Source organism: Paraburkholderia sp. JHI2823 (assembly GCF_038900695.1).
In the GTDB taxonomy this organism is placed as follows: domain Bacteria; phylum Pseudomonadota; class Gammaproteobacteria; order Burkholderiales; family Burkholderiaceae; genus Paraburkholderia; species Paraburkholderia mimosarum.
The window spans coordinates 86,512-107,509 of record NZ_JAYMRY010000008.1 but is presented as its reverse complement, the minus strand read 5'-3'; the positions used below and the strand labels follow the sequence as shown (position 1 = coordinate 107,509).

The 20,998-nt window shown below is 66.6% G+C and carries 21 protein-coding genes; 12 read left to right on the top strand and 9 right to left on the bottom strand.

The window, feature by feature from the left end; translation table 11 throughout:
* Positions 1-346: 346 nt before the first annotated feature.
* The 4 genes from mnmE to VSR34_RS11795 all read left to right on the top strand — a co-directional run bounded on the left by mnmE (position 347) and on the right by VSR34_RS11795 (position 4,217).
* Positions 347-1,747, top strand: coding sequence for a tRNA uridine-5-carboxymethylaminomethyl(34) synthesis GTPase MnmE (gene mnmE, locus VSR34_RS11810; RefSeq protein WP_342962605.1), 1,401 nt, complete (start codon positions 347-349; stop codon positions 1,745-1,747).
* A 154-nt stretch (positions 1,748-1,901) separates the two neighbouring features.
* Positions 1,902-2,213, top strand: coding sequence for a DUF4148 domain-containing protein (locus tag VSR34_RS11805; RefSeq protein ID WP_028211948.1), 312 nt, complete (start codon positions 1,902-1,904; stop codon positions 2,211-2,213).
* Between the two features lie 424 nt (positions 2,214-2,637).
* Entirely contained in the window at positions 2,638-2,829 is a 192-nt protein-coding gene (locus VSR34_RS11800; protein WP_028211949.1) for a hypothetical protein, read from the top strand.
* A 383-nt stretch (positions 2,830-3,212) separates the two neighbouring features.
* Positions 3,213-4,217: a trypsin-like peptidase domain-containing protein gene (locus VSR34_RS11795; RefSeq protein WP_342962604.1), complete on the top strand. Its 1,005-nt coding sequence runs from the start codon at positions 3,213-3,215 to the stop codon at positions 4,215-4,217.
* A 100-nt stretch (positions 4,218-4,317) separates the two neighbouring features.
* Here VSR34_RS11795 and VSR34_RS11790 read toward each other — a convergent pair whose 3' ends face one another.
* From VSR34_RS11790 to VSR34_RS11780, 3 genes are all read right to left on the bottom strand, one after another.
* Positions 4,318-4,680 (bottom strand): ecotin precursor, encoded by a 363-nt coding sequence (locus tag VSR34_RS11790; protein ID WP_342962552.1) that lies wholly within the window; start codon positions 4,678-4,680, stop codon positions 4,318-4,320.
* Positions 4,681-4,999: 319 nt separating this feature from the next.
* Positions 5,000-5,164 carry a hypothetical protein gene (locus VSR34_RS11785; RefSeq protein ID WP_167334410.1) on the bottom strand — a complete coding sequence of 55 codons (165 nt, stop codon included), beginning with the start codon at positions 5,162-5,164 and terminating at the stop codon, positions 5,000-5,002.
* 329 nt (positions 5,165-5,493) lie between these two features.
* Entirely contained in the window at positions 5,494-6,120 is a 627-nt protein-coding gene (locus VSR34_RS11780) for a LysE family translocator (RefSeq protein ID WP_342962551.1), read from the bottom strand.
* 491 nt (positions 6,121-6,611) lie between these two features.
* Here VSR34_RS11780 and VSR34_RS11775 point away from each other — a divergent pair, with 491 nt between their 5' ends.
* Together VSR34_RS11775 and VSR34_RS11770 are read left to right on the top strand one after the other, a co-directional pair.
* Positions 6,612-6,953: a hypothetical protein gene (locus VSR34_RS11775; RefSeq protein ID WP_342962550.1), complete on the top strand. Its 342-nt coding sequence runs from the start codon at positions 6,612-6,614 to the stop codon at positions 6,951-6,953.
* Positions 6,954-7,267: 314 nt separating this feature from the next.
* On the top strand, positions 7,268-7,822 hold the full coding sequence (locus tag VSR34_RS11770; RefSeq protein WP_028211955.1) for a YaeQ family protein: 555 nt from the start codon (positions 7,268-7,270) through the stop codon (positions 7,820-7,822).
* Between the two features lie 51 nt (positions 7,823-7,873).
* Here the strand turns inward: VSR34_RS11770 and VSR34_RS11765 are convergent, their stop codons facing one another.
* Positions 7,874-8,284: a VOC family protein gene (locus VSR34_RS11765; protein WP_342962549.1), complete on the bottom strand. Its 411-nt coding sequence runs from the start codon at positions 8,282-8,284 to the stop codon at positions 7,874-7,876.
* Positions 8,285-8,790: 506 nt separating this feature from the next.
* Between VSR34_RS11765 and ada the strand changes: the two genes are divergently transcribed.
* The 4 genes from ada (at position 8,791) to VSR34_RS11745 (ending at position 13,523) form a co-directional block, all read left to right on the top strand.
* The gene (gene ada / locus VSR34_RS11760; protein WP_342962603.1) at positions 8,791-10,008 is read left to right on the top strand and encodes a bifunctional DNA-binding transcriptional regulator/O6-methylguanine-DNA methyltransferase Ada; all 1,218 of its coding nucleotides are present in this window, start codon (positions 8,791-8,793) and stop codon (positions 10,006-10,008) included.
* A 35-nt stretch (positions 10,009-10,043) separates the two neighbouring features.
* Entirely contained in the window at positions 10,044-11,027 is a 984-nt protein-coding gene (locus tag VSR34_RS11755; RefSeq protein ID WP_342962602.1) for an AlkA N-terminal domain-containing protein, read from the top strand.
* A 206-nt stretch (positions 11,028-11,233) separates the two neighbouring features.
* Positions 11,234-12,856 (top strand): glutamate--cysteine ligase, encoded by a 1,623-nt coding sequence (gene gshA / locus VSR34_RS11750; RefSeq protein ID WP_342962548.1) that lies wholly within the window; start codon positions 11,234-11,236, stop codon positions 12,854-12,856.
* A 184-nt stretch (positions 12,857-13,040) separates the two neighbouring features.
* Positions 13,041-13,523, top strand: a complete 483-nt coding sequence (locus VSR34_RS11745) for a hypothetical protein (protein WP_342962547.1) — start codon at positions 13,041-13,043, stop codon at positions 13,521-13,523.
* Between the two features lie 105 nt (positions 13,524-13,628).
* Here VSR34_RS11745 and VSR34_RS11740 read toward each other — a convergent pair whose 3' ends face one another.
* Positions 13,629-15,185 carry a DHA2 family efflux MFS transporter permease subunit gene (locus tag VSR34_RS11740; protein ID WP_342962546.1) on the bottom strand — a complete coding sequence of 519 codons (1,557 nt, stop codon included), beginning with the start codon at positions 15,183-15,185 and terminating at the stop codon, positions 13,629-13,631.
* 172 nt (positions 15,186-15,357) lie between these two features.
* The gene (locus VSR34_RS11735) at positions 15,358-15,882 is read right to left on the bottom strand and encodes a MarR family transcriptional regulator (RefSeq protein WP_342962545.1); all 525 of its coding nucleotides are present in this window, start codon (positions 15,880-15,882) and stop codon (positions 15,358-15,360) included.
* A 245-nt stretch (positions 15,883-16,127) separates the two neighbouring features.
* Between VSR34_RS11735 and VSR34_RS11730 the strand changes: the two genes are divergently transcribed.
* A complete protein-coding gene (locus VSR34_RS11730) occupies positions 16,128-16,439 on the top strand; it encodes a hypothetical protein (RefSeq protein WP_342962544.1) in 312 nt (103 codons plus the stop codon).
* Positions 16,440-16,595: 156 nt separating this feature from the next.
* Positions 16,596-18,185 (top strand): efflux transporter outer membrane subunit, encoded by a 1,590-nt coding sequence (locus VSR34_RS11725; protein ID WP_342962543.1) that lies wholly within the window; start codon positions 16,596-16,598, stop codon positions 18,183-18,185.
* Positions 18,186-18,236: 51 nt separating this feature from the next.
* Here VSR34_RS11725 and VSR34_RS11720 read toward each other — a convergent pair whose 3' ends face one another.
* Genes VSR34_RS11720 through gspL form a run of 3 tightly spaced genes read right to left on the bottom strand, consistent with a single transcriptional unit; the run spans position 18,237 to position 20,974 of the window.
* Entirely contained in the window at positions 18,237-19,016 is a 780-nt protein-coding gene (locus VSR34_RS11720) for a type II secretion system protein N (RefSeq protein WP_028211961.1), read from the bottom strand.
* Between the two features lie 36 nt (positions 19,017-19,052).
* Entirely contained in the window at positions 19,053-19,592 is a 540-nt protein-coding gene (locus tag VSR34_RS11715; RefSeq protein WP_042288704.1) for a type II secretion system protein M, read from the bottom strand.
* On the bottom strand, positions 19,568-20,974 hold the full coding sequence (gene gspL / locus VSR34_RS11710) for a type II secretion system protein GspL (RefSeq protein WP_342962542.1): 1,407 nt from the start codon (positions 20,972-20,974) through the stop codon (positions 19,568-19,570). The genes VSR34_RS11715 and gspL overlap by 25 nt, the downstream gene beginning before the upstream one ends.
* Between the last annotated feature and the right edge of the window lie 24 nt (positions 20,975-20,998).

Here is a 20,998-nt window from a genome sequence, read left to right as displayed (position 1 = left end):
AGATTGTGCAGCCCGAAATCGACGAAGAAGACAACTGGTTAGGCTATATTTAGCGTAATTAAGAGAATAATCGCCTGCATCCGAGCGGACTATGACTTCGATCGGGTCCCCGGTTGACGCCTTTGTCCATAAGACGTTTGGCCACAGCGATTACTCTTTTTGTCGCAAATTGGAAGGATGAAACCAAGATCAATCTTAGCTAATTTGAGATAAATTGCGAATGTTCTTAGCGGGCTCCCCGGCCCTAGAACGTCAGGCCTGCTACGTTACAATGCCGCGTTCCGAGACCGCCTTCGCGGTCGCCGCGAACGCTTACTTCTGCCCTGCTCTACGGTCCACGCCCACCATGCTCGCCACCGATTCCGATCCCATCGTCGCCATCGCCACTGCGCCAGGTCGCGGCGGGATCGGCGTCGTGCGTGTCTCGGCAGGCCGTGCTGGCGCGGCGGCCATCGAAGCGCTGATGCAGGCCATCACCGGCCAGACGCTCGTCGCGCGCCATGCGAGCTATGTGCCCTTCCTCGACGGCGCCGGTACGGTGCTCGACCGCGGCATCGCGTTGTCCTTCCCGGCTCCGCACTCGTACACCGGCGAGCACGTGCTCGAGCTGCAAGGCCACGGCGGCCCGATCGTGCTGCAGCTCGTGCTGCAGCGTTGCATCGATGCGGGCCGAGCGTTCGGCCTGCGCCTCGCCGAACCGGGCGAGTTCACGCGGCGCGCGTTCCTCAACGACAAGCTCGACCTCGCCCAGGCCGAGGCCGTAGCCGACCTGATCGAGGCGAGCACCGAAGCGGCGGCGCGCTCGGCCGGCCGTTCGCTGGACGGCGCGTTTTCGCGCGACATCCACGCACTCGTCGACGACGTCGTCACGCTGCGCATGCTCGTGGAAGCCACGCTCGATTTCCCCGAGGAAGAGATCGACTTCCTCGAAGCCGCTGACGCACGAGGAAAGCTCGCGCGCATTCGCGAGCAGCTCGACCATGTGCTCTCCGAGGCGCGCCAGGGCGCGCTGCTGCGCGAAGGACTCTCGGTCGTCCTCGCGGGGCAGCCCAACGTGGGCAAGTCGTCGTTGCTCAATGCACTGGCAGGCGCGGAGCTCGCGATCGTGACGCCCGTGGCCGGCACGACGCGCGACAAGATCTCCCAGACCATCCAGATCGAAGGCATTCCGCTGCATGTGATCGACACGGCGGGTCTGCGCGATACCGAAGACGAAGTCGAGAAGATCGGCATCGAGCGCACGTGGAACGAGATCGGCCGCGCCGATGTAGTGCTGCATCTGCTCGATGCGCGCACGGGCATGAACGGCGAAGACGATGTGATCGCCGCGCGCTTTCCGGCCGGCGTGCCGGTCGTGCGCGTGCTCAACAAGACCGACCTGACCGGCGTGGCGCCCGAAGTGACGAAGCGTGTCGCCGCGGACGGCAGCGAGGTCTGCGAGCTGCGTCTGTCCGCGAAACAGGGCGACGGTGTGGGGCTGTTGCGCGCCGAGCTGCTGCGCATCGCGGGCTGGCAGGCGGACGCGCAGAGCGTCTATCTCGCACGCGAGCGGCATCTCATCGCGCTGCGCGCCGCGCGCGAGCATCTCGAGCAGGCGGCGGCGCACGCCGACCAGGATTCGCAATCGCTCGATCTGTTCGCCGAGGAGTTGCGCCTCGCCCAGGAGTCGCTGAATTCGATCACGGGCGAATTCACTTCCGACGACCTGCTGGGCGTGATTTTCAGCCGGTTTTGTATCGGGAAGTAACCCGCGGTCCGCACCGCGCAGCCATTCTTCTGCCGCCTGGAACAATGCTTTCGAGGGATGAGGGTTAACCCTTGGCCTCGATCCTCCTAGACTTTGGGTCATCGGATGCAGACACGTTGTCGCACCGAATCAAAAGCCCAAGGAGGTAGTGACCATGAAGACCCTGATCCAGACCGTAGCCGTTGCCGTTGCACTCGTCGTGCCCGTCGCATCGTTCGCGCAATCGAATGCGCCCGTCACCCGCGCCCAGGTGCGCGCCGAGCTCGTGCAGCTCGAAAAGGCAGGCTGGCGTCCGGGCGCAGGTTCCGATCCGCACTACCCCGACGATCTTCTCGCAGCAGAAGCCAAGGTGGCGGCCGCCAACGGCGCAACGAGCGGCTACGGTGGCGTAGCGGCGGGCAACTCGGATGCCGGCCGCCCGGCGGTGTCCAAGGCCGACTGGAACGCGATGTATAACCATCCGTAACACGGCGGCATCACAGAAATGCTTGCCGGAATCCCCGGCAGGCGCCTGGCATACCTAAGCGTATACCTCCGCCGTCGTTGACTCGACGGCTTCGCTCGGGCCTTTTGGCCCGAGCGCTTTTTCCGGTGGTCGTCAACGTAGGTGGCGACGCTCCACAGAGCAGCACCTGCCAGGCCGCACCTTCGCACACTACGGGCTATCTGCATCACCATTTAGTTCGTAGTGCGATTCATTTACCGGTCGTGCGGGATGACGATCGCTTCGGCCCAGTTCAGCCTTCTTTGCGAGTTCCCACGGCCGTTCCCCGATCAAGGGATGAGCAAAGGCCACACACACCGCTGTAATTTGCGGACACACATCGTAGCGTTTTCAAACCGTTGCCGCGTCGCCGCTCGCCGACAATCTCGGGCATAGGAGAACGACGATGAAAACACTCTTCTGCGCGATTGCGTTGGTTGCCATGTCGGCCGGCCTCACGGGCTGCATCGTGGCGCCTCCGTACGCCTACGCTCCGGCGCCTGCGTACGGCTACGCGCCGGGCTACTACGCCGCTCCGTCGGTGGCTATCGGGGTGGGCGTGGGCGGCGGTTACTACGGACACGGCTGGCGACATTAAGGGGACCATAACGAGCCCCTCGAGGGATTCGCGCTCGACCTATCCGATGTGATAGCTGCGCACGCGATGCGGCCACACTAAAGTGGCGGGACATGCTTCGCAAAGCCGTTGCACCAACGCACGGGGCGACCATGAAATTCATCGGCGACGAAATCCTGCACCTCACGCGCCATTCCGCCCTGATTATCCGTTGGCACGTGGTGCTGCACGCCGCCCATCTTCCCGATTTACCTCGCCATGTCACCCGAGCATGGATTAGCCCGCGCGAGCGGGCTTTTTTCTGGCGGCTTCAAGACGCGCGTCCTCTTGAAAACATCTCGCGTCCCCTGCATGTAAGGCCCACTTTTCTGGAGATTCGGATCGTGGGCAGACGACCTACCTTCATCGACGACCTGGCTCGCGGCGTCCCGTTCGACGGCGCGGGACAGCGTCCAGGCATCGGCGACGACGCGCTCCTCGACGCCTATTCCCGCACCGTGATCGGCGCACTGGAGCGTGTGCAGCCGGCCGTGGCACACATTGCCGTGGAGCGTCGCGCGTCGGGCCAGGCCGCGGCGCGTGGCGGCAGCGGCTCTGGCTTTCTGTTCACGCCCGACGGCTATCTCCTGACCAACAGCCACGTCGTGCACGGCGCGAGCATGCTGCGCGTGACGCTCGCGGACGGCTCGACCCAAATGGCCGATCTGGTCGGAGACGATCCGAGCACGGATCTCGCCGTGCTGCGCATCGGCGCCGCCGAGGCGCTGCCGCACGCGCAGCTGGGCGACTCGGCGGGCCTGCGCGTCGGTCAGATCGCGATTGCCGTAGGCAGTCCACTCGGCCTCGCGCAGACGGTGACGACCGGCGTGGTGTCGGCGCTCGGACGATCGCTGCGCTCGGAGTCCGGACGCATGATCTACGACGTCATCCAGACCGATGCCGCGCTCAATCCGGGCAACTCCGGCGGGCCGCTCATCAATTCGGCGGGCCAGGTGATCGGCGTGAACACGGCGATCATTCCCGGCGCGCAGGCCATCTGCTTCGCCACCGCCATCGACACCGCGAAGTGGGTCATCACGCAACTGTTCGCGCACGGCCGGGTGCGGCGGGCCTATATCGGCATAGCCGGAACCACGGTCCCGATCGCGCGCAAGGTGCAGCGCTATTTCGAGCTGGGCGCGGCAACCGGCGTGCGGGTGATGGAGATCGTGAAGGGCAGTCCTGCCGCGCGCGGCGGCCTGCGGGTGGACGATACGATCGTGACGGTCGACGGCTTGCCGGTGGATGGCATCGACGCGCTCCAGCGTCTCTTCGACGTTTCACGTATTGATCGCGCAGTGGAAATAGGGGTGATCCGGTTGACCCGGAGACTCGACCTGCAAGTGACGCCCGTCGAGCAGACGGGCTAGGCGGACAAGGCTGACGCGACCGACCTGGGCCTTGCTGCGCAGAATCGCATGCGATTCTGCACACCGCTGGTCAGCCCCGTGCGTCACGTCGTTGTGTCGATTACCAGCCGCTTCCCGGCTGCGCATAAACCGGCTGCGGACCGTAGCCGGGCTGCGCATACCCGTCGTCGTACTGCGGCGGCGCGGGGTGTACCGGCGCGCAGGCCACGTAGCGGCCGGAATATGGGTCGTAGCACGCCCCGCTGGCCGGCGCGGCGGCATACACAGGCGCGGGCTGCACATAGGCCGGCGGTGCCGGGTAAGCGACCGCCGGGCCGCTATTCAGTATGGCGCCCACCGCGGCGCCGATCAGCGCGCCTCCAACCAGCGCGCCCACCACGTCACCGCCATGATCGTGCGCGCTCGCGGGACCGGCCGCCACGGCACAGCCCGCCAGCACCAAAACGGCCGCCATCTTTCGCATGTCGTTCTCCCTGAGAACCTTCGAAAACATGCGAGCGATTCTCCGCCCGACTGCCGGAAACAGGTGCTGCAAGTGGTAACGACGAATTACGCTGGGATACGCGGCGCGGATCGGCGCGCTCAGTGAGCGCAAGGCCGTTAGCGTGCGTGTCTGCGCCCGGTGTGCGCGGCGTGCTGCCGCGCCGCCCGGCAGGCGGGTAGAGAAGAGTGAGCGCGATGGAGAACACCATCAGCACGAAAAACGACATCGAGGAGAACTCGAAAACCACGAGTTCATTCCTTGCCTCTCGACGCGGTCCTTCGCGCGATGTGCGGGCCGCTCAGTGATGCAGGAAGCTGCGCAGCGGATGACGCCAGTCCATATGGTGTCCGTCTCCCGCTTCTACGCGCTGTCTGTGCTCCTCGAGGATTTCGTCCGAGAACAGGAAGACGACAATAACGAGGGGGATGACCAGAAACGCGCCCAGTATTACGTGTTCGATCACGATAACCTCCTGGTTGTCAAGCGGTTTGCACTTGCATTGTAGCCGGGACGCGACAGTTTGTGCATTGTGCGTGCACGGAAGCTCGAAAGCAATGTTCGCCAACCATCACTGCGCGATGCGACGCCTCGTTCTGGACGCGCGCAATAGCAGTGCCCGGCATCCGGACATGGGATCTTCGACGCCGGCAAGGCGGATGTGAATAGCCGGTTAACAAGTCGGCAGTAGAGCAGGGATAAGTCCTGGAAAGCCGGGGGACAACAAGTGAAGCATGCGAGTGGTCACGCGGGCTCGTCAGCGGCCCGCCCGCGCGAAGCGTGCTGAGCGCAGGTTTATGTTGCCGACTTTCTCCACGCGGCGGCAAAGAGTCCTGCGGCAACGAGCAGCGTGCCGCCCGTGCGATTCACCGCGCGTTGCACACGCGGGCTACGTACGAACTTGCGTGCCGCCGCGGCCAGCATCGCATAGCCGAATGCGTTGAGTGTCGCGAGCACGAGAAAGGTGGCTTCGAATACGACGATCTGCGGCAGCACGGCCATGTGAGGATCGATGAACTGCGGTACGAACGCGACGAAGAAAATGATGCTCTTCGGGTTCAGCGCAGTGACCGCGTACGCGTGCGCGAAGATGCGGCCGGTCCGCGTCTCGGAGGTGTCCGGCGTGTCGGCTTCGCCAACGGGTGCGCGCCAGAGTTTGAAACCGAGATAGACCAGATACGCCGCACCCATCCATTTGAGCACCGAGAACAGCCCGGCGGAGGCCGCCAGGACCACGCCGAGGCCGAGCATCGACGCGGTCATCGCCGTGAAATCGCCGAGCGCGACCCCGGCCGTGGTCGCGAGCGCATAGCGGCGGCCGTGGCCAAGCGCATACGACACGACGAGCAGCACGGTCGGGCCAGGAATGGCAACGAGAATCGCAGATGCGATCGCAAATGGCAGCCAGTGAGCGAAAGTCATGGTTCCTCCTGTGGGAAGCCCGATTTATCCATGAACCTCAACGGTGCGCAAGCGAGTCGCGGTGGTGGATCTTGCGCTGATGCGACGGATCGGCTGGCATCGTTTTTATTCTGCGACCACTCCATGCATTCGACGCAGTTCCCGCGGGGCGCCTACGACTTTAGGTGCGCTGCGACATTCGCTGCCCGAGCCTCACTTGAACCGCTTGAATCGCCACAAGCCCCATTGCCCAATCCCGGCTATAACCGTCCCGGCCTTATTCATCAAGGCACCCGGCGATTTAATCAAGCTTCCCACTGGTCCGGAAACACGGCAGCACGAGTCGCGGCAGTACTACAAAGATGGGGTGCCGCACGGCGGGAGAAAATCGCTGTTGCGAGTGCACACAAGTCGGGCTTGCAGTCTTTCGCCGCTTTTCTATTTTTAAAATCGCGACTCCGCCATGAGCGTTAAACACATAGCTAAAGCGGGCAAATCCGCAGGAGACAATCATGAAGACGCTATCCGGTATGGTCGTCGTGGCGGCTAGCCTCGCTTGCGCCGTTGCGGTTCAAGCTCAGGAAGTCGTAGTCAAGCCGCAGCAGACGGTGCAGTTCAAGCCCGGATCCTACGGATGCCTCTCGAAGGACAAGCTCGACGCCGTCGCGCTTCACGAACAGGCCGGCGAGCGCCAGCAGATGCAGGAATACTTCAGCGGATTCCAGTGTCTGTCCACACCCGACAATCAGTCCTTCCGTGTGGTCCAGGTGGTGGGCCATGACGTCGAATTCGTCAACGCGGCGAACGCCGACGAGCAAGGTCTCTGGACCACGGACCGATCCATCAAGCAGTAGCGCGATCTCCACCACAACCGGACGTCGGCCCCCACGGGTGCGTCTCCGGCTCATTTCCGATCCGCCGCGCAACGGCCCCCGAGGCGCTGGGGCCGTTGCCGCCTTGCTGGGCGCAGGAGCAGCGCGCGCGCTGAGATGAGCGGCAAGGCCTTGCGCCGCTGTCAAACCAACGTCACTTTCCCGTCAGACCATCCGCATTGCGCCCCGCGCACGCCGTCATCACGGCGCGGCACGTCAGCGCGCCCGTCGAACGGGCACGTTGCTTGCTCAAAACTTCGCTATCATGTGCGGCTTTCGCGCGCCCGGAATCCGGTATGGCACTCAAATCGACCATCTACAAGGCAGAACTGCAGATCGCGGACATGGACCGGCACTATTACGCCGACCATGGGCTCACGATCGCGCGCCATCCGTCCGAGACCGACGACCGCATGATGGTCCGCATTGCCGCATTCGCGCTGTTCGCGGGCGAGCGGCTCGAGTTCTGCAAGGGCCTTTCCGACACGGACGAGCCCGATCTCTGGCGCAAGGACTATACGGGCGCGATCGAAACATGGATCGAAGTCGGGCAACCCGACGAGCGCCGCATCGCCAAGGCGAGCGGCCGCGCCGGCGAGGTCATCGTGATCCCCTATGGCGGGCGCACCTCCGACATCTGGTGGCAAGGCGTGCGCAGCAAGGTCGAGCGCCTGCGCAACGTCACGGTCTGGTCGCTGGGCGAGGGCGTTGCCGAATCGCTCGGCGGACTGGCCGAGCGCACCATGCGCCTGCAGTGCACGGTTCAGGACGGCGCAGCGTGGATCGGGAACACGAGCGCGGAGCCGGTTGCCGTCGAATGGAGCGTGTTCAAGGCGCCCGAAAACGTCTAGCGGCCAGTCCGGCGCTCGCAGCGCATGCGCGGCCATTCGAGCCGCCCGCAGTCACGCGCGCGGCGGACCCTTCAGCTCCACCATATTGCCTTCCGGGTCGAACAGATACAGCGACGGCCCCAGTCCCTCCGCCCCATAGCGCTCGACGACGTTGCCGGGACGCGCCCCATGCTGCGTCAGATGCGCGCTGAGTCCTTGCGCATCGAATGGTTCGACGCGCAGACAGAGATGATCCATGTTGCCGCCGGCGCCCGCGGGCGGAGCGCCCGCGCCCCGGTCCAGCGGGCCGCCGATCATCACCAGATCGATCAGCGAACGGCCCGCGCGCAACTGCACGAGCCCCAGGTCGTGCTGCTCGCGCTCCGGCTCGCAGCCGAGCACTTCACAGTAAAAGCGCGCCATCGCAGCCATATCGGCTGCCCGGATAACGACATGATCGATCTCGCGAATCTGAATGCGCATGGGGTCCTCCAGGTCGTCCAGGATCCCCCATGATGAACCCGCGCACGCCTGGCTGCGCAGAACGCGCCAACGAGATGGAACGCGGCGGAACAGAAGAATCGGGCGAAAAATTCCCGCAAGGAGGGGCGCGAAGCGTTTGCAGGAACGCCGGACGAAAAAAAGCCCGCTGCTGTGAGCGGGCTTAATCCATATCAGGAGGAGACATGGAGGAGACAGGAACCACTATACACAGCCGCCTGACGCGACGCAACAACTTTTTAAGGGAAAACCCGGAAAGTTGCCATTTTGCCGCACGGGAACGCGCAAAGCGCCACCAGGGATTCACCGAATGATTAGAAAGGGTCATATGAATGGGCGAGCCGCGCCGAATTGGCCGCTCGCATCGACCGCAATGGCAGCGCAAGATCCGGCGCGACGCCGTCCGTGCGCGACGTTAGAGTGAACACATACAGACAGGCACTTCGAGGAGCCGTGACATGAGCGCCGTCCATGACCTGAAACCCGTGATGAACCGCGCAACGCCAGACGCAGCGTGGATGAGCGAAGCCGACCGGTGGCAAGCCGTCACCACGCGCGACGCCCGCGCCGACGGCGCATTCTTCTACGGCGTGCGCACGACCGGTGTGTTTTGCCGTCCGTCGTGCGTGTCGCGGCTGCCGCGGCGCGAGAACGTCGAATTCTTCGCCGATGTCGACGCCGCGCGCGCCGCCGGCTATCGCGAATGCAAGCGCTGCCGCCCGGGCGGCCTGCCGCGCGAGCTGGAGATCGTACGACGCGCCTGCGCGGCGCTCGACGCCGATCCGCCGCAGCGTCTCACGCTCGCGCAACTGGGCGACGCCGTGCACCTCAGCCCGTTTCATCTCCAGCGGCTCTTCAAGCGCGTGCTGGGTGTGTCGCCGCGCCAGTACCAGGCGGCGCGACGCGGGGCCGTGCTGCGCGACGCGCTGGGCGAGGGCGCCGACGTCACCCGCGCCAGTGCCGACGCCGGCTACGGATCGTCGTCGCGCCTCTATGACAGCGTGCCGGGCGAACTGGGCATGGCGCCTTCCGCGTATCGACGCAAGGGCGCGGGGCTGACGATCCGCTACGCCGTGACGCCCACGCCGATCGGCCACGTGCTGATCGCGGCGACGGACAAGGGCATCTGCCGCATCGCGTTCGGCGACGACGCCGCGACGCTCACTGCCGCGCTCACCGAGGATTTCGCAAACGCGCAATGCATCGAGGATAAGCCGGCGGTCGCGCCGTTCGCCGCACAGATCGATGCCTATCTGCATGGTCGCCGTGAGCGCTTCGATCTCCCGCTCGATATTGCCGCCACGGCATTCCAGCAGCGCGTCTGGGAAGCGCTCCAGCGCATTCCCTACGGCGAAACGCGCAGCTACACGCAGATCGCCGAAACGCTCGGCACGCCGCGCGCGGTGCGGGCCGTGGCGAGCGCGTGCGCGTCGAACCCCGTGGCGCTGGCGATTCCGTGCCATCGCGTGGTGCAAAAGGGTGGGTCGCTCGCCGGCTACCGATGGGGGCTCGAGCGCAAGGCGGCGCTCATCGACGCCGAGGCACGCGCGGGCGGCAGGCTCCGCGCTGGCGCGACGCCGGTGAAAGAGGGCGCATCGCGCGACCAGCAGGATGCGAAGGGCACAATGCGCCCGGTAGACGCGCGAGACGTGAAGGACGCCCATTCGACGGCGAAGCGAGCCAACCCGCCGGGGACTGCCCGTTGAACGCCATTGCCCCGCAATCCGAAGCACGAACCGGGTTGCAGACGCAGAGCGCCACGCTCGAACTACCGTTTCGCGCGCCCTACGACTGGCCGCGCGTGCTGCGCTTCTTCAGCGGCCGGGCAACCCCGGGCGTCGAGGCCGTTGAAGAGAACGCGTGGCTGCGCGCGATTGACTTCAACGGGGCGAGCGGCACCCTCGCCGTGCGCCGTCATGCGCGCAAGCATTGCCTCGTCGTGCAGATCGACGGCCCCGTGAGCGCGCACGCAGCGTCGCTTGCCGCGCCGCTCTCGCGCATGTTCGACCTGCAAGCCGATCCCGCCACGATCGGCGCGCACTTGCGCACCGACCCGTGGCTCGCGCCGCTCGTCGCCGCCGCGCCCGGGCTGCGCGTGCCCGGCGCGTGGTCGGGCTTCGAGCTCGTCGTGCGCGCGATCGTCGGCCAGCAGGTCAGCGTGAAGGCCGCGACGACCATCGTCGGGCGCCTGGTCGAGCGCGTGGGCAAGCGCATCGACGGCCACGCGCACGCGCGCACCGCATGGCGCTTTCCCACGCCCGCCGCGCTCGCCGCCGCCGACCTCGCGGGCATCGGCATGCCCGGCAAGCGCGTCGCCGCATTGCAGGGCTTTGCGCAGGCGGTGGCGAGCGGTGCGGTGATCGTCGAGCGCGCCTGGCCACACACGAAACAACCCAAGCCGCACGCCAAGCGTCAAAGCGGACAAATCGACGAGATCGCGCCAGCGCCCGCCGACCTGGACGCGATGCGCGCCGCGCTGCTCGCGTTGCCGGGCATCGGCCCGTGGACTGTCGAATATGTCGCGATGCGCGCCTGGCGCGACGCGAACGCGTGGCCTGCCACGGACCTCGTGCTCATGCAGGCCGTCACGGCGCGCGACCCGGCGCTCGCGCGCGCGACGCAACAGCGCGCGCGCACCGACACCTGGCGCCCCTGGCGCGCCTACGCGGCCATGCATCTGTGGAACGAAATCGCCGATCGCGCCACAGCGGCGCGCGGCGGGTAGGGCAGCGCGCGCGAAGAGGGCGTGACGAGCGGCCATCGCCGCTGCTCCAAGCGATCGCGCGCCGGGGTGAAATGCGGCCCGAGCCAGGCCAGAACCCGGCCCAAGCAGGTCTTTCGGCGAGATGTTAAAGTCCCCGCTACCGAAAAGAATCCCGACCGGCGAGCGTTTGCAGCCCAACGCCGCCGGCCCGAGCCCGACTTGCCTCAATGTCAGACACGACCTCTACACGCACGAACGACGTTCTCGCGCAGCGCCTTTCCGTGCTGGGCGACGGGCCACATCGCGGCGCGCTCACGCGCGGTCTGCGCGGCATCGAGAAGGAGAGCCTGCGCGTCACGCGCGACGGCCGTCTCGCCATGACGCCGCACGCGGCGGCGCTCGGTTCGGCGCTCACGCATCCGTCGCTCACGACCGACTATTCGGAAGCGCTGATCGAGATCATCACGCCCGCCGAGCCCGATGCGTCGATCACGCTCGACAAGCTCGACCAACTGCATCGCTACGTCCATGCGGTCCTCGCGCGCGACGGCGAGCTGCTCTGGAACGAATCGATGCCGGGCATCCTGCCCGACACCGACGACGGCATTCCCATCGCGCGCTACGGCAGCTCGAACATCGGCCGCCTCAAGTACGTCTACCGCATGGGGCTCGCGCTGCGCTACGGGCGCACCATGCAGTGCATTGCCGGCATCCACTACAACTACTCGCTGAGCGAAGACGTGTGGCGCACGCTACATGCGCATCATCAGTCCACGGCCTCGCTCACCGAGTACCAGTCGGAGCGCTACCTCGCGCTCATTCGCAATTTCCGCCGCACGAGCTGGCTGCTGATGTACCTGTTCGGCGCCTCGCCCGCGCTCGACGCGCGCTTCCTGCGCGGCCGCGAGCACAAGCTCGAAGCGTTCGACGCCGACACGCTCTATCTGCCGTACGCGACGAGCCTGCGCATGAGCGATCTCGGCTACTCGAACACGACGGGCCAATCCGCACTGCGCGCCGACTATGACACGCTGGCCGGCTATCTCGACGCGCTTGCGCAGGCCGTGAGCCAGCCTTATCCGCCGTATGAGGCAATCGGCACGCATCGCGACGGCGAGTGGGTGCAGATCAACACCAACGTGCTGCAGATCGAGAACGAGTTCTACTCGACGATTCGCCCCAAGCGCGTCACGCATCCAGGCGAGCGGCCGCTGCATGCGCTCGCGGCGCGCGGCGTGCAGTACGTCGAGGTGCGCTGCATGGACATCGACCCGTTCGAGCCCACGGGCATCTCGCTCGAAACGGCGCGTTTTCTCGACGCGTATCTGCTAGCGTGCGCGCTCGACGACAGCCCTTTCCTTCCCGCCGACGCCTACGCCGAATCGAACGAGAACTTCGCGCTGGTGACGAAAGAAGGGCGCCGCCCCGGCCTCATGCTCAAGCGCGAGGGCAAGGAGGTGCCGATGCAGGCGTGGGCCGAAGCGCTGTTCGAGAAGATCGGCCAGGCGGCGGCCGTGCTCGACGCGGCGCACGGCGGCGACGCGCATGCGCGCTCGCTCGCGACCCAACGCGCGAAGCTTGCCGATCCCTCGCTCACCTCGTCGGCGCGCGTGCTGCAAACCATGCGCGATAGCAAGCAGTCCTTCCTGCAATTCGCACTCGCCCAAAGCGAGCGCCACGCGGCGCATTTCCTCGCGCGTCCGCTCGACGCCGTGACCACGGCCGGCTTCGAAGCGCTTGCGCGGGAATCGCTCGCGGAGCAAGCGCAACTCGAACGCGACGAAGTCGGCTCGTTCGACGCGTTCGTGGCCGCGTACCGCGCCTATACGCTCAATCGCTTCAGCGTCTGAGCCGCGCATCATCCCAACCGGCTTGTCACGGGCACTGCATTTGCTTGCAACATCAGCATGCCAATGCGGTCCAAAGGACAGGCGCTGCGTTGCCCGACGACGACGCACGGCGAACGAAGCTGTAAACACATAAAAAACGCCCGGGCCGCGCGCCACGCAGCCCTTTCCGGGAGGAACCCACGCGATGAAACGAACTCTTGCGATCCTGCTGTGCGCGACGGCTGCGGCCTGCGCGTCGCGCGGGCAGGTCAATCCCGACGTCATGCAGATCGCGACCGCGCCGCTCACCTGCTCGAACAAGGCTGAATGCGATCTCTGGTGGCAACGCGCCCAGGACTGGGTACGCACTCATTCGAAGTACGAAGTACAGACCGTGACCGATACGCTCATTCAGACTTCGGGCCCGGGCGGCGGCCGGCGGCTGCTCGCCTATGAAATCACGAAGGCCTCCAACAGCGACGGCACAGCCACGATCGGCTTCGCGGCGCACTGTGACAGCTCGCTCGGCTGCAAACCGAACCCGTGGTCTGCCGGAGCGGGTTTCAAGCAGTACGTGCGCTCGGGCGTGGATGCGCCCATCCCCGGCGACACCAGCACGGGCACAGGTGGCGACGCGGCTGGCGTAAGCGGCGCGGCCGTCGCGGAGCCGGCCTCCAGCGCGCATTGATCACTGCCGGCCTGCTGCGGCGTGCGATGTTTGGGCCTGCTGGAAGCCTGAAGGCTCATAGGGCCAGGATCATCCTCGCGCGCATCGCTGCGGTTCGCGGGACCGTCAATGACCCATCGCCGGTCCTGCGCCTTTTCTCGGCTTCGTCACCCACACCAGCGCGGCGAGCACGATGAACACCGCGGCGGAAATGCGGAAGAAGTCGTTGGTGGCCATCATGTAGCCCTGTGTCGTCACGACATCGTTGAGCCTCGCGGTCAGGCTCTCACCGGCGTAGCCGAGACTCGCGAGGGCGTCCTTGTAGGCCATCGTGTTCGGGGAATACGGATTCACCGACTCGGAAAGCACCGCGTGGTGAAAGATCGCTGAGTCTTCCCAGAAAGTCGTGCTCACGGCGGTGCCGATCGCGCCCGAAAGCGTGCGCAGAAAGTTCGACAGGCCGGAGGCGCTGGCCAGACGCTCGTCGGGAACGCTCGATAGCGTGATGGTCGTCATCGGCACGAAGAAGCAGGCCACGCCGATGCCCTGCACGAGACGTGGCAGGATCACGTGATTGAACGGCACGTCGAGCGTGAACGTGGAGTTCCAGATTGAAACCAGCGCAAACACGATGAAGGCAAAGCTCGCGACCATGCGCAGATCGAGCCTGTGCATGTTGCGCCCGATGAGCGGCGAAAGCACGAGCGCGAGCAGCCCGACTGGCGCGGTCGCGAGGCCCGCGAGCCCGGCGGTGTAGCCCATGACGGTCTGCAGCCAGAGCGGGAAGATCACGACCGAGCCGAAGAACGCCATGAAGCCGAACGAGATGATCATCGCGCCGAGCGCGAAATTGCGGTCCTTGAAGAGCGAGAGGTCCACCACGGGCTCTTTTTCGGTCGCCTCCCAAACGAGCATGAACGCGAGCGACACGACCGCGACGATGGCGAGCGTGGCGATGAACGTCGAGTTGAACCAGTCGCGGTCCTTGCCGAGGTCGAGCATCATCTGCAGGCATGACACGCCGATCACGAGCAACGCGAGACCCACGGCGTCGATGCGCTGCTTCGTCGTTTTCGTCTCGCGTCCGCGCAGCAGCAGGTACGCGCAGATGCCCGAGAAGAGACCGATCGGCACGTTGATGTAGAAGATCCACGGCCAGGTGTAGTTGTCGGTGATCCAGCCGCCCATCACCGGCCCGAAGATCGGCGCGACGATCACCGTCATCGCCCACAGTCCGAGCGCGAGCCCGCGTTTGGCGGGCGGGTACGAGCGCATGAGGATGGTCTGCGAAAGCGGCACCATCGGCCCGGAAACGAGGCCTTGCACGAGGCGAAACGCGATGAGCGTCTCGAAGTTCGAAGCGAAGCCGCAGGCCGCCGATGCGATCGTGAAAAGCAGCACCGAGAGCGTGAAGAGGCGCACTTCGCCCACCCGGCGCGCGAGCCATCCGGTGAGCGGCACCGCGATCGCCGACGCGACCGAGTACGACGAGATGACCCACGTGCCCTCGCTGTTCGCAACGCCCAGGTTGCCGGAAATCGTCGGCACGGCCACGTTCGCGATGGAGGTATCCAGCACCTCCATGAAGGTGCCGAGCGCGAGGCCGACGGTGAGAAGCGCGAGCATGCCGCCGGAAAACGGCGCAGGTTCGGCCCGTGCGGGCACCGTGGAGGAAACGTCCATGATCCGTGTCCTTTCCTTGTTCGTGCAGTCCGTGGTGGCTGAAGGAGCGTCCCTCGGGCGTCACCGGCGGCCTGCCGTTACATGTCCGTGCACTTTCTGCCCAGACAGTTATCCATTCGAAGAGCGGCACAATGATGCGGCGCCGCGCGTGTACTTCGGTTCGCCCTCGTCCTCAGTCGACGTCGCCATGCGGGGGCGGCTGCATCGACATTCCCACCCCTTCGGCTGGCCCGCAGAGGGGCGTGGTCGTGCCGTCATTGGCGATGAAGCGCTGCAACAGACCGATGAGCGTCGCGACCTCCTCCGGCGCGAAGCCTCGCAACTGCTCGGTCATCACCGCGGCGACCAGCGCGGGGAGTTGCTGCGCTGCTTCGCGCCCCTGCCCGGTCAGCGCGAGTTCCACCACGCGCCGGTCCGACTGGCTGCGCTGGCGCACGAGAAAGCCCTTCTTCGCGAGCCGGTCGAGCATGCGCGTCATGGAGCCGGTGTCGTAGGAGAGCATCCGCGACATCTCGTTGGGCGTCTTCGCGCGCTCGAACCACAGCAGGAGGATCACGCCGATCTGCGAGGAAGTCAGCCCGAGCGGCGAGACGGCTCGATCGATCCGCCCGGCCAGCACGTTACGCGCCGTCGAGAGGAAATAGCCGAGACTGGGTTCGATGCTTGGCCCGGCCGAAACGAAAGGACCGTCGCTCATGGCAGTTCGCTTGGCTGCATTAGAAAATCGGACGCATTATAGCGGCTGTTTCCTGCTCAGGCAGATAAATGGCAAGGGAGCTGGCACAAACGTCCGCTGCTGCATTGCGCAAGAAAACAACAGATCCATGGATGCGGTGCGAAGTATGTGGCGATTTGATTGCATAGTCAATATTATGACAGGCAAGCACTCGCGCGCTTCCCGTTTCACTGCGCCTCACCTTCGCCGGTTTCACCGCATCCACCATGTCTCATCTAATCAACGCGCTTGGCGGCATTGGCCGCACCGTCACTGATACCGCCCGTCTTGCATTCGCGAAGACCGGCGCGTCGTCGCGCTGGCGCAAGCTCGCGTTGTATGCCGCCATGTTCGCCCTGCCGGGCGGTTCGCTGGCCCTGGTGGCGGTGGTTTGGGCGCAGCGCCGGCGTGCAGGCAACGAGCCGGGGCCGACGGAAGCGATCATCCCGGCTACGCCCACGGTCGCACCGGCCTCGTCCGTATGCGGTGGCGGACAGCCCGCCTGCCGCGCGCCGAGGCGCCGCCGTAACGACGCGTAACCTGCGCGCGCCACACCGTAACACTCGTCAACCCTTCCACCGCGTAAGCTTTCGGATTCCGCCTGGTACGCAATGCCTGCGCTACCATTGCCGCAACGCGACAACACCATGCGCCCCGGCTGACCGGGCGCCGGTTGCATCGACAGGAATCCTTGCATGCCTTGCCGTTTCGTCCGCCCCGTCGCGTCCTTCGGGGCGCGCCGCGCGCCCACCCCACTTTCCACGCTTGCGCTGCTGTGCGCCGCCGCCGCGCTGAGCTTCCAGTTGACCGGCTGCGCCGTCGGCCCCGACTATCACCGGCCGGCCGCCGCCGTCCCGGCTTCGTACAAGGAAGCGCCCGAAGGCTGGAAAGTCGCGCAGCCGGCCGATACCGCCGATCGTGGTGCCTGGTGGCTCATCTACGATGACGCGCAGCTCGACGCGCTGATGGATCAGCTCAACACCAGCAACCAGACGGTCGCCCAATACGCCGCCGCCTATCGCCAGGCGCGAGCGCTCGTGGGCGAGGCCCGGGCGGCGTACTTCCCGGTGATCAGCGGTTCGTTCTCGGGCACGCGCTCGTACACGCCCACGCGCACGTCGAAGTCGAGCGGCGGTCTGTCGAGCGGCAACATCACGAACAGCGTCAATCTCGGACTCGACGCCACCTGGGAGCCCGACCTTTGGGGCAAAGTGAGCCGCACCGTCGGTTCGCAGGAAGCCAGCCAGCAGAGCGCCGCCGCCGATCTCGCGAATGCGCGCCTGTCCGCCCAGGCGACGCTCGCGCAGACCTACTTCACGCTGCGCTCGCTCGACGCGCAACAAAAGCTGCTCGACGACACGGTCGTCGCTTACCAGAAGTCGCTGCAGCTCACGCGGAATCAGTATGCACAGGGCGTGGCGGGCCGCGCCGACGTCATCCAGGCGCAAACCCAGCTGCAGTCCGCCCAGGCTGCCGCGATCGAGAACGGCGTCGCGCGCGCCCAGGACGAGCACGCGATCGCCGTGCTGGTCGGCCAGCCGGCCTCCACGTTCTCGATCCCGCCTTCGCCACTGACGGCCACGCCGCCCGCGGTACCGGTCACGATGCCTTCGGCGCTGCTCGAGCGTCGGCCCGACATCGCCTCGGCGGAGCGCAAGGCGGCGTCTGCCAACGAGCAGATCGGCGTCGCCATTGCGGCGTTCTTCCCGACGCTCACGCTTTCCGCGAGCGGCGGCTTCGAAAGCTCGGTGATGTCGCAGTTGCTGCAGATGCCTTCGCGTTTCTGGACGCTCGGGCCATCACTCGCCGGCACGCTCTTCGACGCCGGCCTGCGCAAGGCGCAGACCGAAGCGGCGCGCGCCGCCTACGACCAGCAGGTCGCCGCCTACCGGCAAACCGTGCTGGCCGCGTTCCAGGACGTCGAGGACAACCTCGCCTCGCAGCGCATTCTCGGGCAGGAGATCGTCGTGCAGCAGCAGGCCGTGGACTCGGCCCAGCACGCGCTCGCGATCGTGACCAACGAGTACAAGGCCGGCACCACCGATTTCCAGAACGTGCTTTCCGCTCAGGCCACGGCCTTCACGGCGCAGCAGAAGCTCGTGAGCATCGGCGGGCAGCGCATGGTGTCGTCGGTTGGGCTCGTTAAGGCGCTGGGCGGCGGCTGGGACGCCTCGCAGATGGATCGCGAAACCGGCAGCGTGGCCGCGCCGGCCGCCATTTCGGCAGCTTCCGCGCCAACGGCTGCGATCACGACTACGGCTACGGCGGGTGCCCAACCGCAGTGACGCGGCAGCGCCTGAGCACCCGCTCGAACCAGCGCGCTTACACCATGGGCGTCAGCGCACGAACGTCAGCGCGACGGTTCCCGGCGAAACCGGCCGGCCCAGCAGGTTCAAGAGGCCCGCGAGGTTGTCGCGCTGATCCGGTGCCGCACTCGCGGTGCCTTGAAACGACACCGACGCACGCGAGAACGTGCCGTGCCCCGTGAGCGTCAGCGGTCCTTTTAACGTCGAGAGATCGAGCGTCGAAGCGGCCCCCTGCGCCTGCAGCACCACCTGATACGAGCCGAGCGGCTTCACGAGCGAAACGCGCGAACTCATGTCCGCGAGCGACACGGTCAGGCGTCCGAACGCGTCCGTGCCGAACATGCGCCACGGGCTCCACTCGAGCCGCACGTTGCCGCCCAGATCGAGCGTGTTGAAGGGCGCGCCGAGGCCCGCGAGCAGCGAGGCCGGCACGGCAATGGCGCCCGCGCTCAAGTTCGCGCCGCGCGGCGATGCCTCGACGGTCACGGCCTCGGGCATGGCCTCGGTCTGCAGCATCTCCATGCGCACGCGCGCGACGAATAGCGGCCAGAACGCCGTGCGCCAGACGATGCGCCCCGGCAACAGCGTCGCGCCGCTCGCGTCACGGCCCGCGGCGAGCATCAGCGTCGCGGACCCGTGCCAGAGCGAGCCTTCGGGATCGACGAGATTCACGTGCCCCTGGGTCGCCCGCGCGAACTGCGGCGCAATCCAGGCGGCAGGCAAGCGCGCAAGCAGCACCACGCCGCTCGACAGCACGCCCACCAGCAGCCAGGGCAACGCGGCGCGCAGGCGCCGCATCCAGTAGTTCATCTAATGCTCTCTTTCGCTTCGATCAGTGCGCGCTTCTCAGTGCGTGTTCGCCGGTTGCAGCGAGGCCGTGAGATCGACCTGGCCATCGGCCTTGAGCGCGGTGATGTGCGCCTCGACCACCTGGACCTTGAACTGCTTGCGCACGTCGTCGAGCCACGCGGCCCATGCGGGAAACGACGCATTCTTCATCTGGATCTGCACCGTCGTGCCGATCAGCTGAACCTGCGCGCCCGCGAGCGCGTGATCGGCGAGCGAGGCCGTGATCGCGTCCTTGAGCGCCTGGCCGCCCGGCGCCACGCTCGCCGCCGCACCCGCAAGCGAGCGCGCCTCGTCGGCCTCGGCGGTCATCTGCGCGAGTTCGCGCTGCATGCCGGGCAGGCTCTGACGCAGGCGCGCGCGGCCGTCGGCGGCGGGCTGCCACAGCACCGACCAGCCGATCGCCAGCGCAAGCACCGCGCCGCCCCACGTCAGCAGCGTCTTTTCGCGCGTCGTGCGCGCTTCCCAGAAGTTGGTCCAGGCCTCGGCCCATGCGCCGCTCACTGCCGTTGTCTTCACGATGCGCTCCTGATGGTCCATTTGCCCGTGCTGGCGTCCATCGTTCCCGCGAGGCCGTTCTGCGCGAGGCGCCTGGCGAGATCGGCATCGACGTTGACGCCGGGCTTGAAGGTCACGTCCAGACGCCGGTCGTGATAGTCGAGCGCCGCGATGCCGTTCGCGGGCACCGGGCCGAGCGAGCGCGCGAGACGGTCGGAGAGCGCCAGGAAGTCGTCGGGCGAGGGCTCGCCGGCGGCGAGCCGCAATTGCTGCAACTGGCGCGACATCTGGCCGGCGGGGTCGAGCACGACGGTCGTCTTCGGAAATGCGTTCAGGAGCAGCTCGGTCATCTGCGCGCTGATGGCGTCGCGCTGGCGCGCCATCATGAGCCACTGGATATTCGCGCCGACGACGGCCACGGCAAGCGACGCCACCACGAGCGCGATGGGCACGCGCAAACGGCGCAGTGTCGCGCGGTCGAGCCGCCACGGCTCCGATGCGAACTCGAACTGGCACAGATCGAAGCGGCAGACGAGCGCGCGGCGCGCGAGCGCCTCGAACGAAAGCGGTTGCGCACCGGGCAGCGCGGCCGACAACGCAGCGCGTGCGGCCGCGCTCGCGGGCTCGCCCGGCACGTTGGTGAGCACATAGCCCGTGACGGGCGCCCCGCCGGCAAGCGCCGCGACGGTCGCGGCGACACTCGCGGCGGGCACCGCGAAGCCCTCGGCGAGCGCCCCGCGCACGATCGCGAGTTCGAGCGCCGTCTGCGTCGTGGCGGCCGCCAGTTCGGGCGCAGCGCCGGGCAGCAGCGGGGGCGCCGTCGAGACGACGTGGCCGAGCACGCAGGCGCTCACGGGTTCGAGCGCGGGCGGGGTGGTGGCGCTCGACACATCGGCGGCATCGGCCGCTGTGCCCCGATCTGTCGATACCGACGATACGGTCGGCTGCACAGGCTCAGCCAACTCGGGCGCGGGCTCCGTTTGCGCGACCGGCAGGCAGCGCGCCACCGGCACGGCGCGCAGATTCCGATGCCCCGCGGCGGTGAAGCCTTCGAGGAGAAAGCGGAACCAGCCGCGATCGATGGCCGCCACGACCTGACGGCCGTCGGCGAGGCGCCTCGGATCGAGCGCGAGATGGCAGGTCTGCGGATCCTGGATCAGATGATCCTCGACCACGTTCGGCAACGCCTGGCGCAGCCGCGGCCCCTTGAGCGGCGGCACGGTGGCGGCGAGCGTGAGCAGGTCGCGCGCGGCAATCAGCAGGATGGTGGCCGAGGCCTTGGGCAGCAGCCCAAGCGCCGAGCGGCCCGCGCGCTGCGTGTTGCCGGCCTTGTCGAGCAGCACGAACGGCAACTCCGGCAGTTGCCATTCCTGCGAATGGACGGCCGGGTCGCGGGACGGCATGAGAACGATCAGCGTGCTCAAACGCACCTCTTTTCGATGTTGGTC

Excerpts from the sequence above, each read along its gene's own strand:
- mnmE (WP_342962605.1), top strand. The coding sequence starts at position 347 with ATGCTCGCCACCGATTCCGATCCCATCGTCGCCATCGCCACTGCGCCA.
- VSR34_RS11805 (WP_028211948.1), top strand. The coding sequence starts at position 1,902 with ATGAAGACCCTGATCCAGACCGTAGCCGTTGCCGTTGCACTCGTCGTG.
- VSR34_RS11800 (WP_028211949.1), top strand. The coding sequence starts at position 2,638 with ATGAAAACACTCTTCTGCGCGATTGCGTTGGTTGCCATGTCGGCCGGC.
- VSR34_RS11790 (WP_342962552.1), bottom strand. The coding sequence starts at position 4,680 with ATGCGAAAGATGGCGGCCGTTTTGGTGCTGGCGGGCTGTGCCGTGGCG.
- VSR34_RS11780 (WP_342962551.1), bottom strand. The coding sequence starts at position 6,120 with ATGACTTTCGCTCACTGGCTGCCATTTGCGATCGCATCTGCGATTCTC.
- VSR34_RS11775 (WP_342962550.1), top strand. The coding sequence starts at position 6,612 with ATGAAGACGCTATCCGGTATGGTCGTCGTGGCGGCTAGCCTCGCTTGC.
- VSR34_RS11770 (WP_028211955.1), top strand. The coding sequence starts at position 7,268 with ATGGCACTCAAATCGACCATCTACAAGGCAGAACTGCAGATCGCGGAC.
- VSR34_RS11765 (WP_342962549.1), bottom strand. The coding sequence starts at position 8,284 with ATGCGCATTCAGATTCGCGAGATCGATCATGTCGTTATCCGGGCAGCC.
- ada (WP_342962603.1), top strand. The coding sequence starts at position 8,791 with ATGAACCGCGCAACGCCAGACGCAGCGTGGATGAGCGAAGCCGACCGG.
- gshA (WP_342962548.1), top strand. The coding sequence starts at position 11,234 with ATGTCAGACACGACCTCTACACGCACGAACGACGTTCTCGCGCAGCGC.
- VSR34_RS11745 (WP_342962547.1), top strand. The coding sequence starts at position 13,041 with ATGAAACGAACTCTTGCGATCCTGCTGTGCGCGACGGCTGCGGCCTGC.
- VSR34_RS11740 (WP_342962546.1), bottom strand. The coding sequence starts at position 15,185 with ATGGACGTTTCCTCCACGGTGCCCGCACGGGCCGAACCTGCGCCGTTT.
- VSR34_RS11735 (WP_342962545.1), bottom strand. The coding sequence starts at position 15,882 with ATGAGCGACGGTCCTTTCGTTTCGGCCGGGCCAAGCATCGAACCCAGT.
- VSR34_RS11730 (WP_342962544.1), top strand. The coding sequence starts at position 16,128 with ATGTCTCATCTAATCAACGCGCTTGGCGGCATTGGCCGCACCGTCACT.
- VSR34_RS11725 (WP_342962543.1), top strand. The coding sequence starts at position 16,596 with ATGCCTTGCCGTTTCGTCCGCCCCGTCGCGTCCTTCGGGGCGCGCCGC.
- VSR34_RS11720 (WP_028211961.1), bottom strand. The coding sequence starts at position 19,016 with ATGAACTACTGGATGCGGCGCCTGCGCGCCGCGTTGCCCTGGCTGCTG.
- VSR34_RS11715 (WP_042288704.1), bottom strand. The coding sequence starts at position 19,592 with ATGGACCATCAGGAGCGCATCGTGAAGACAACGGCAGTGAGCGGCGCA.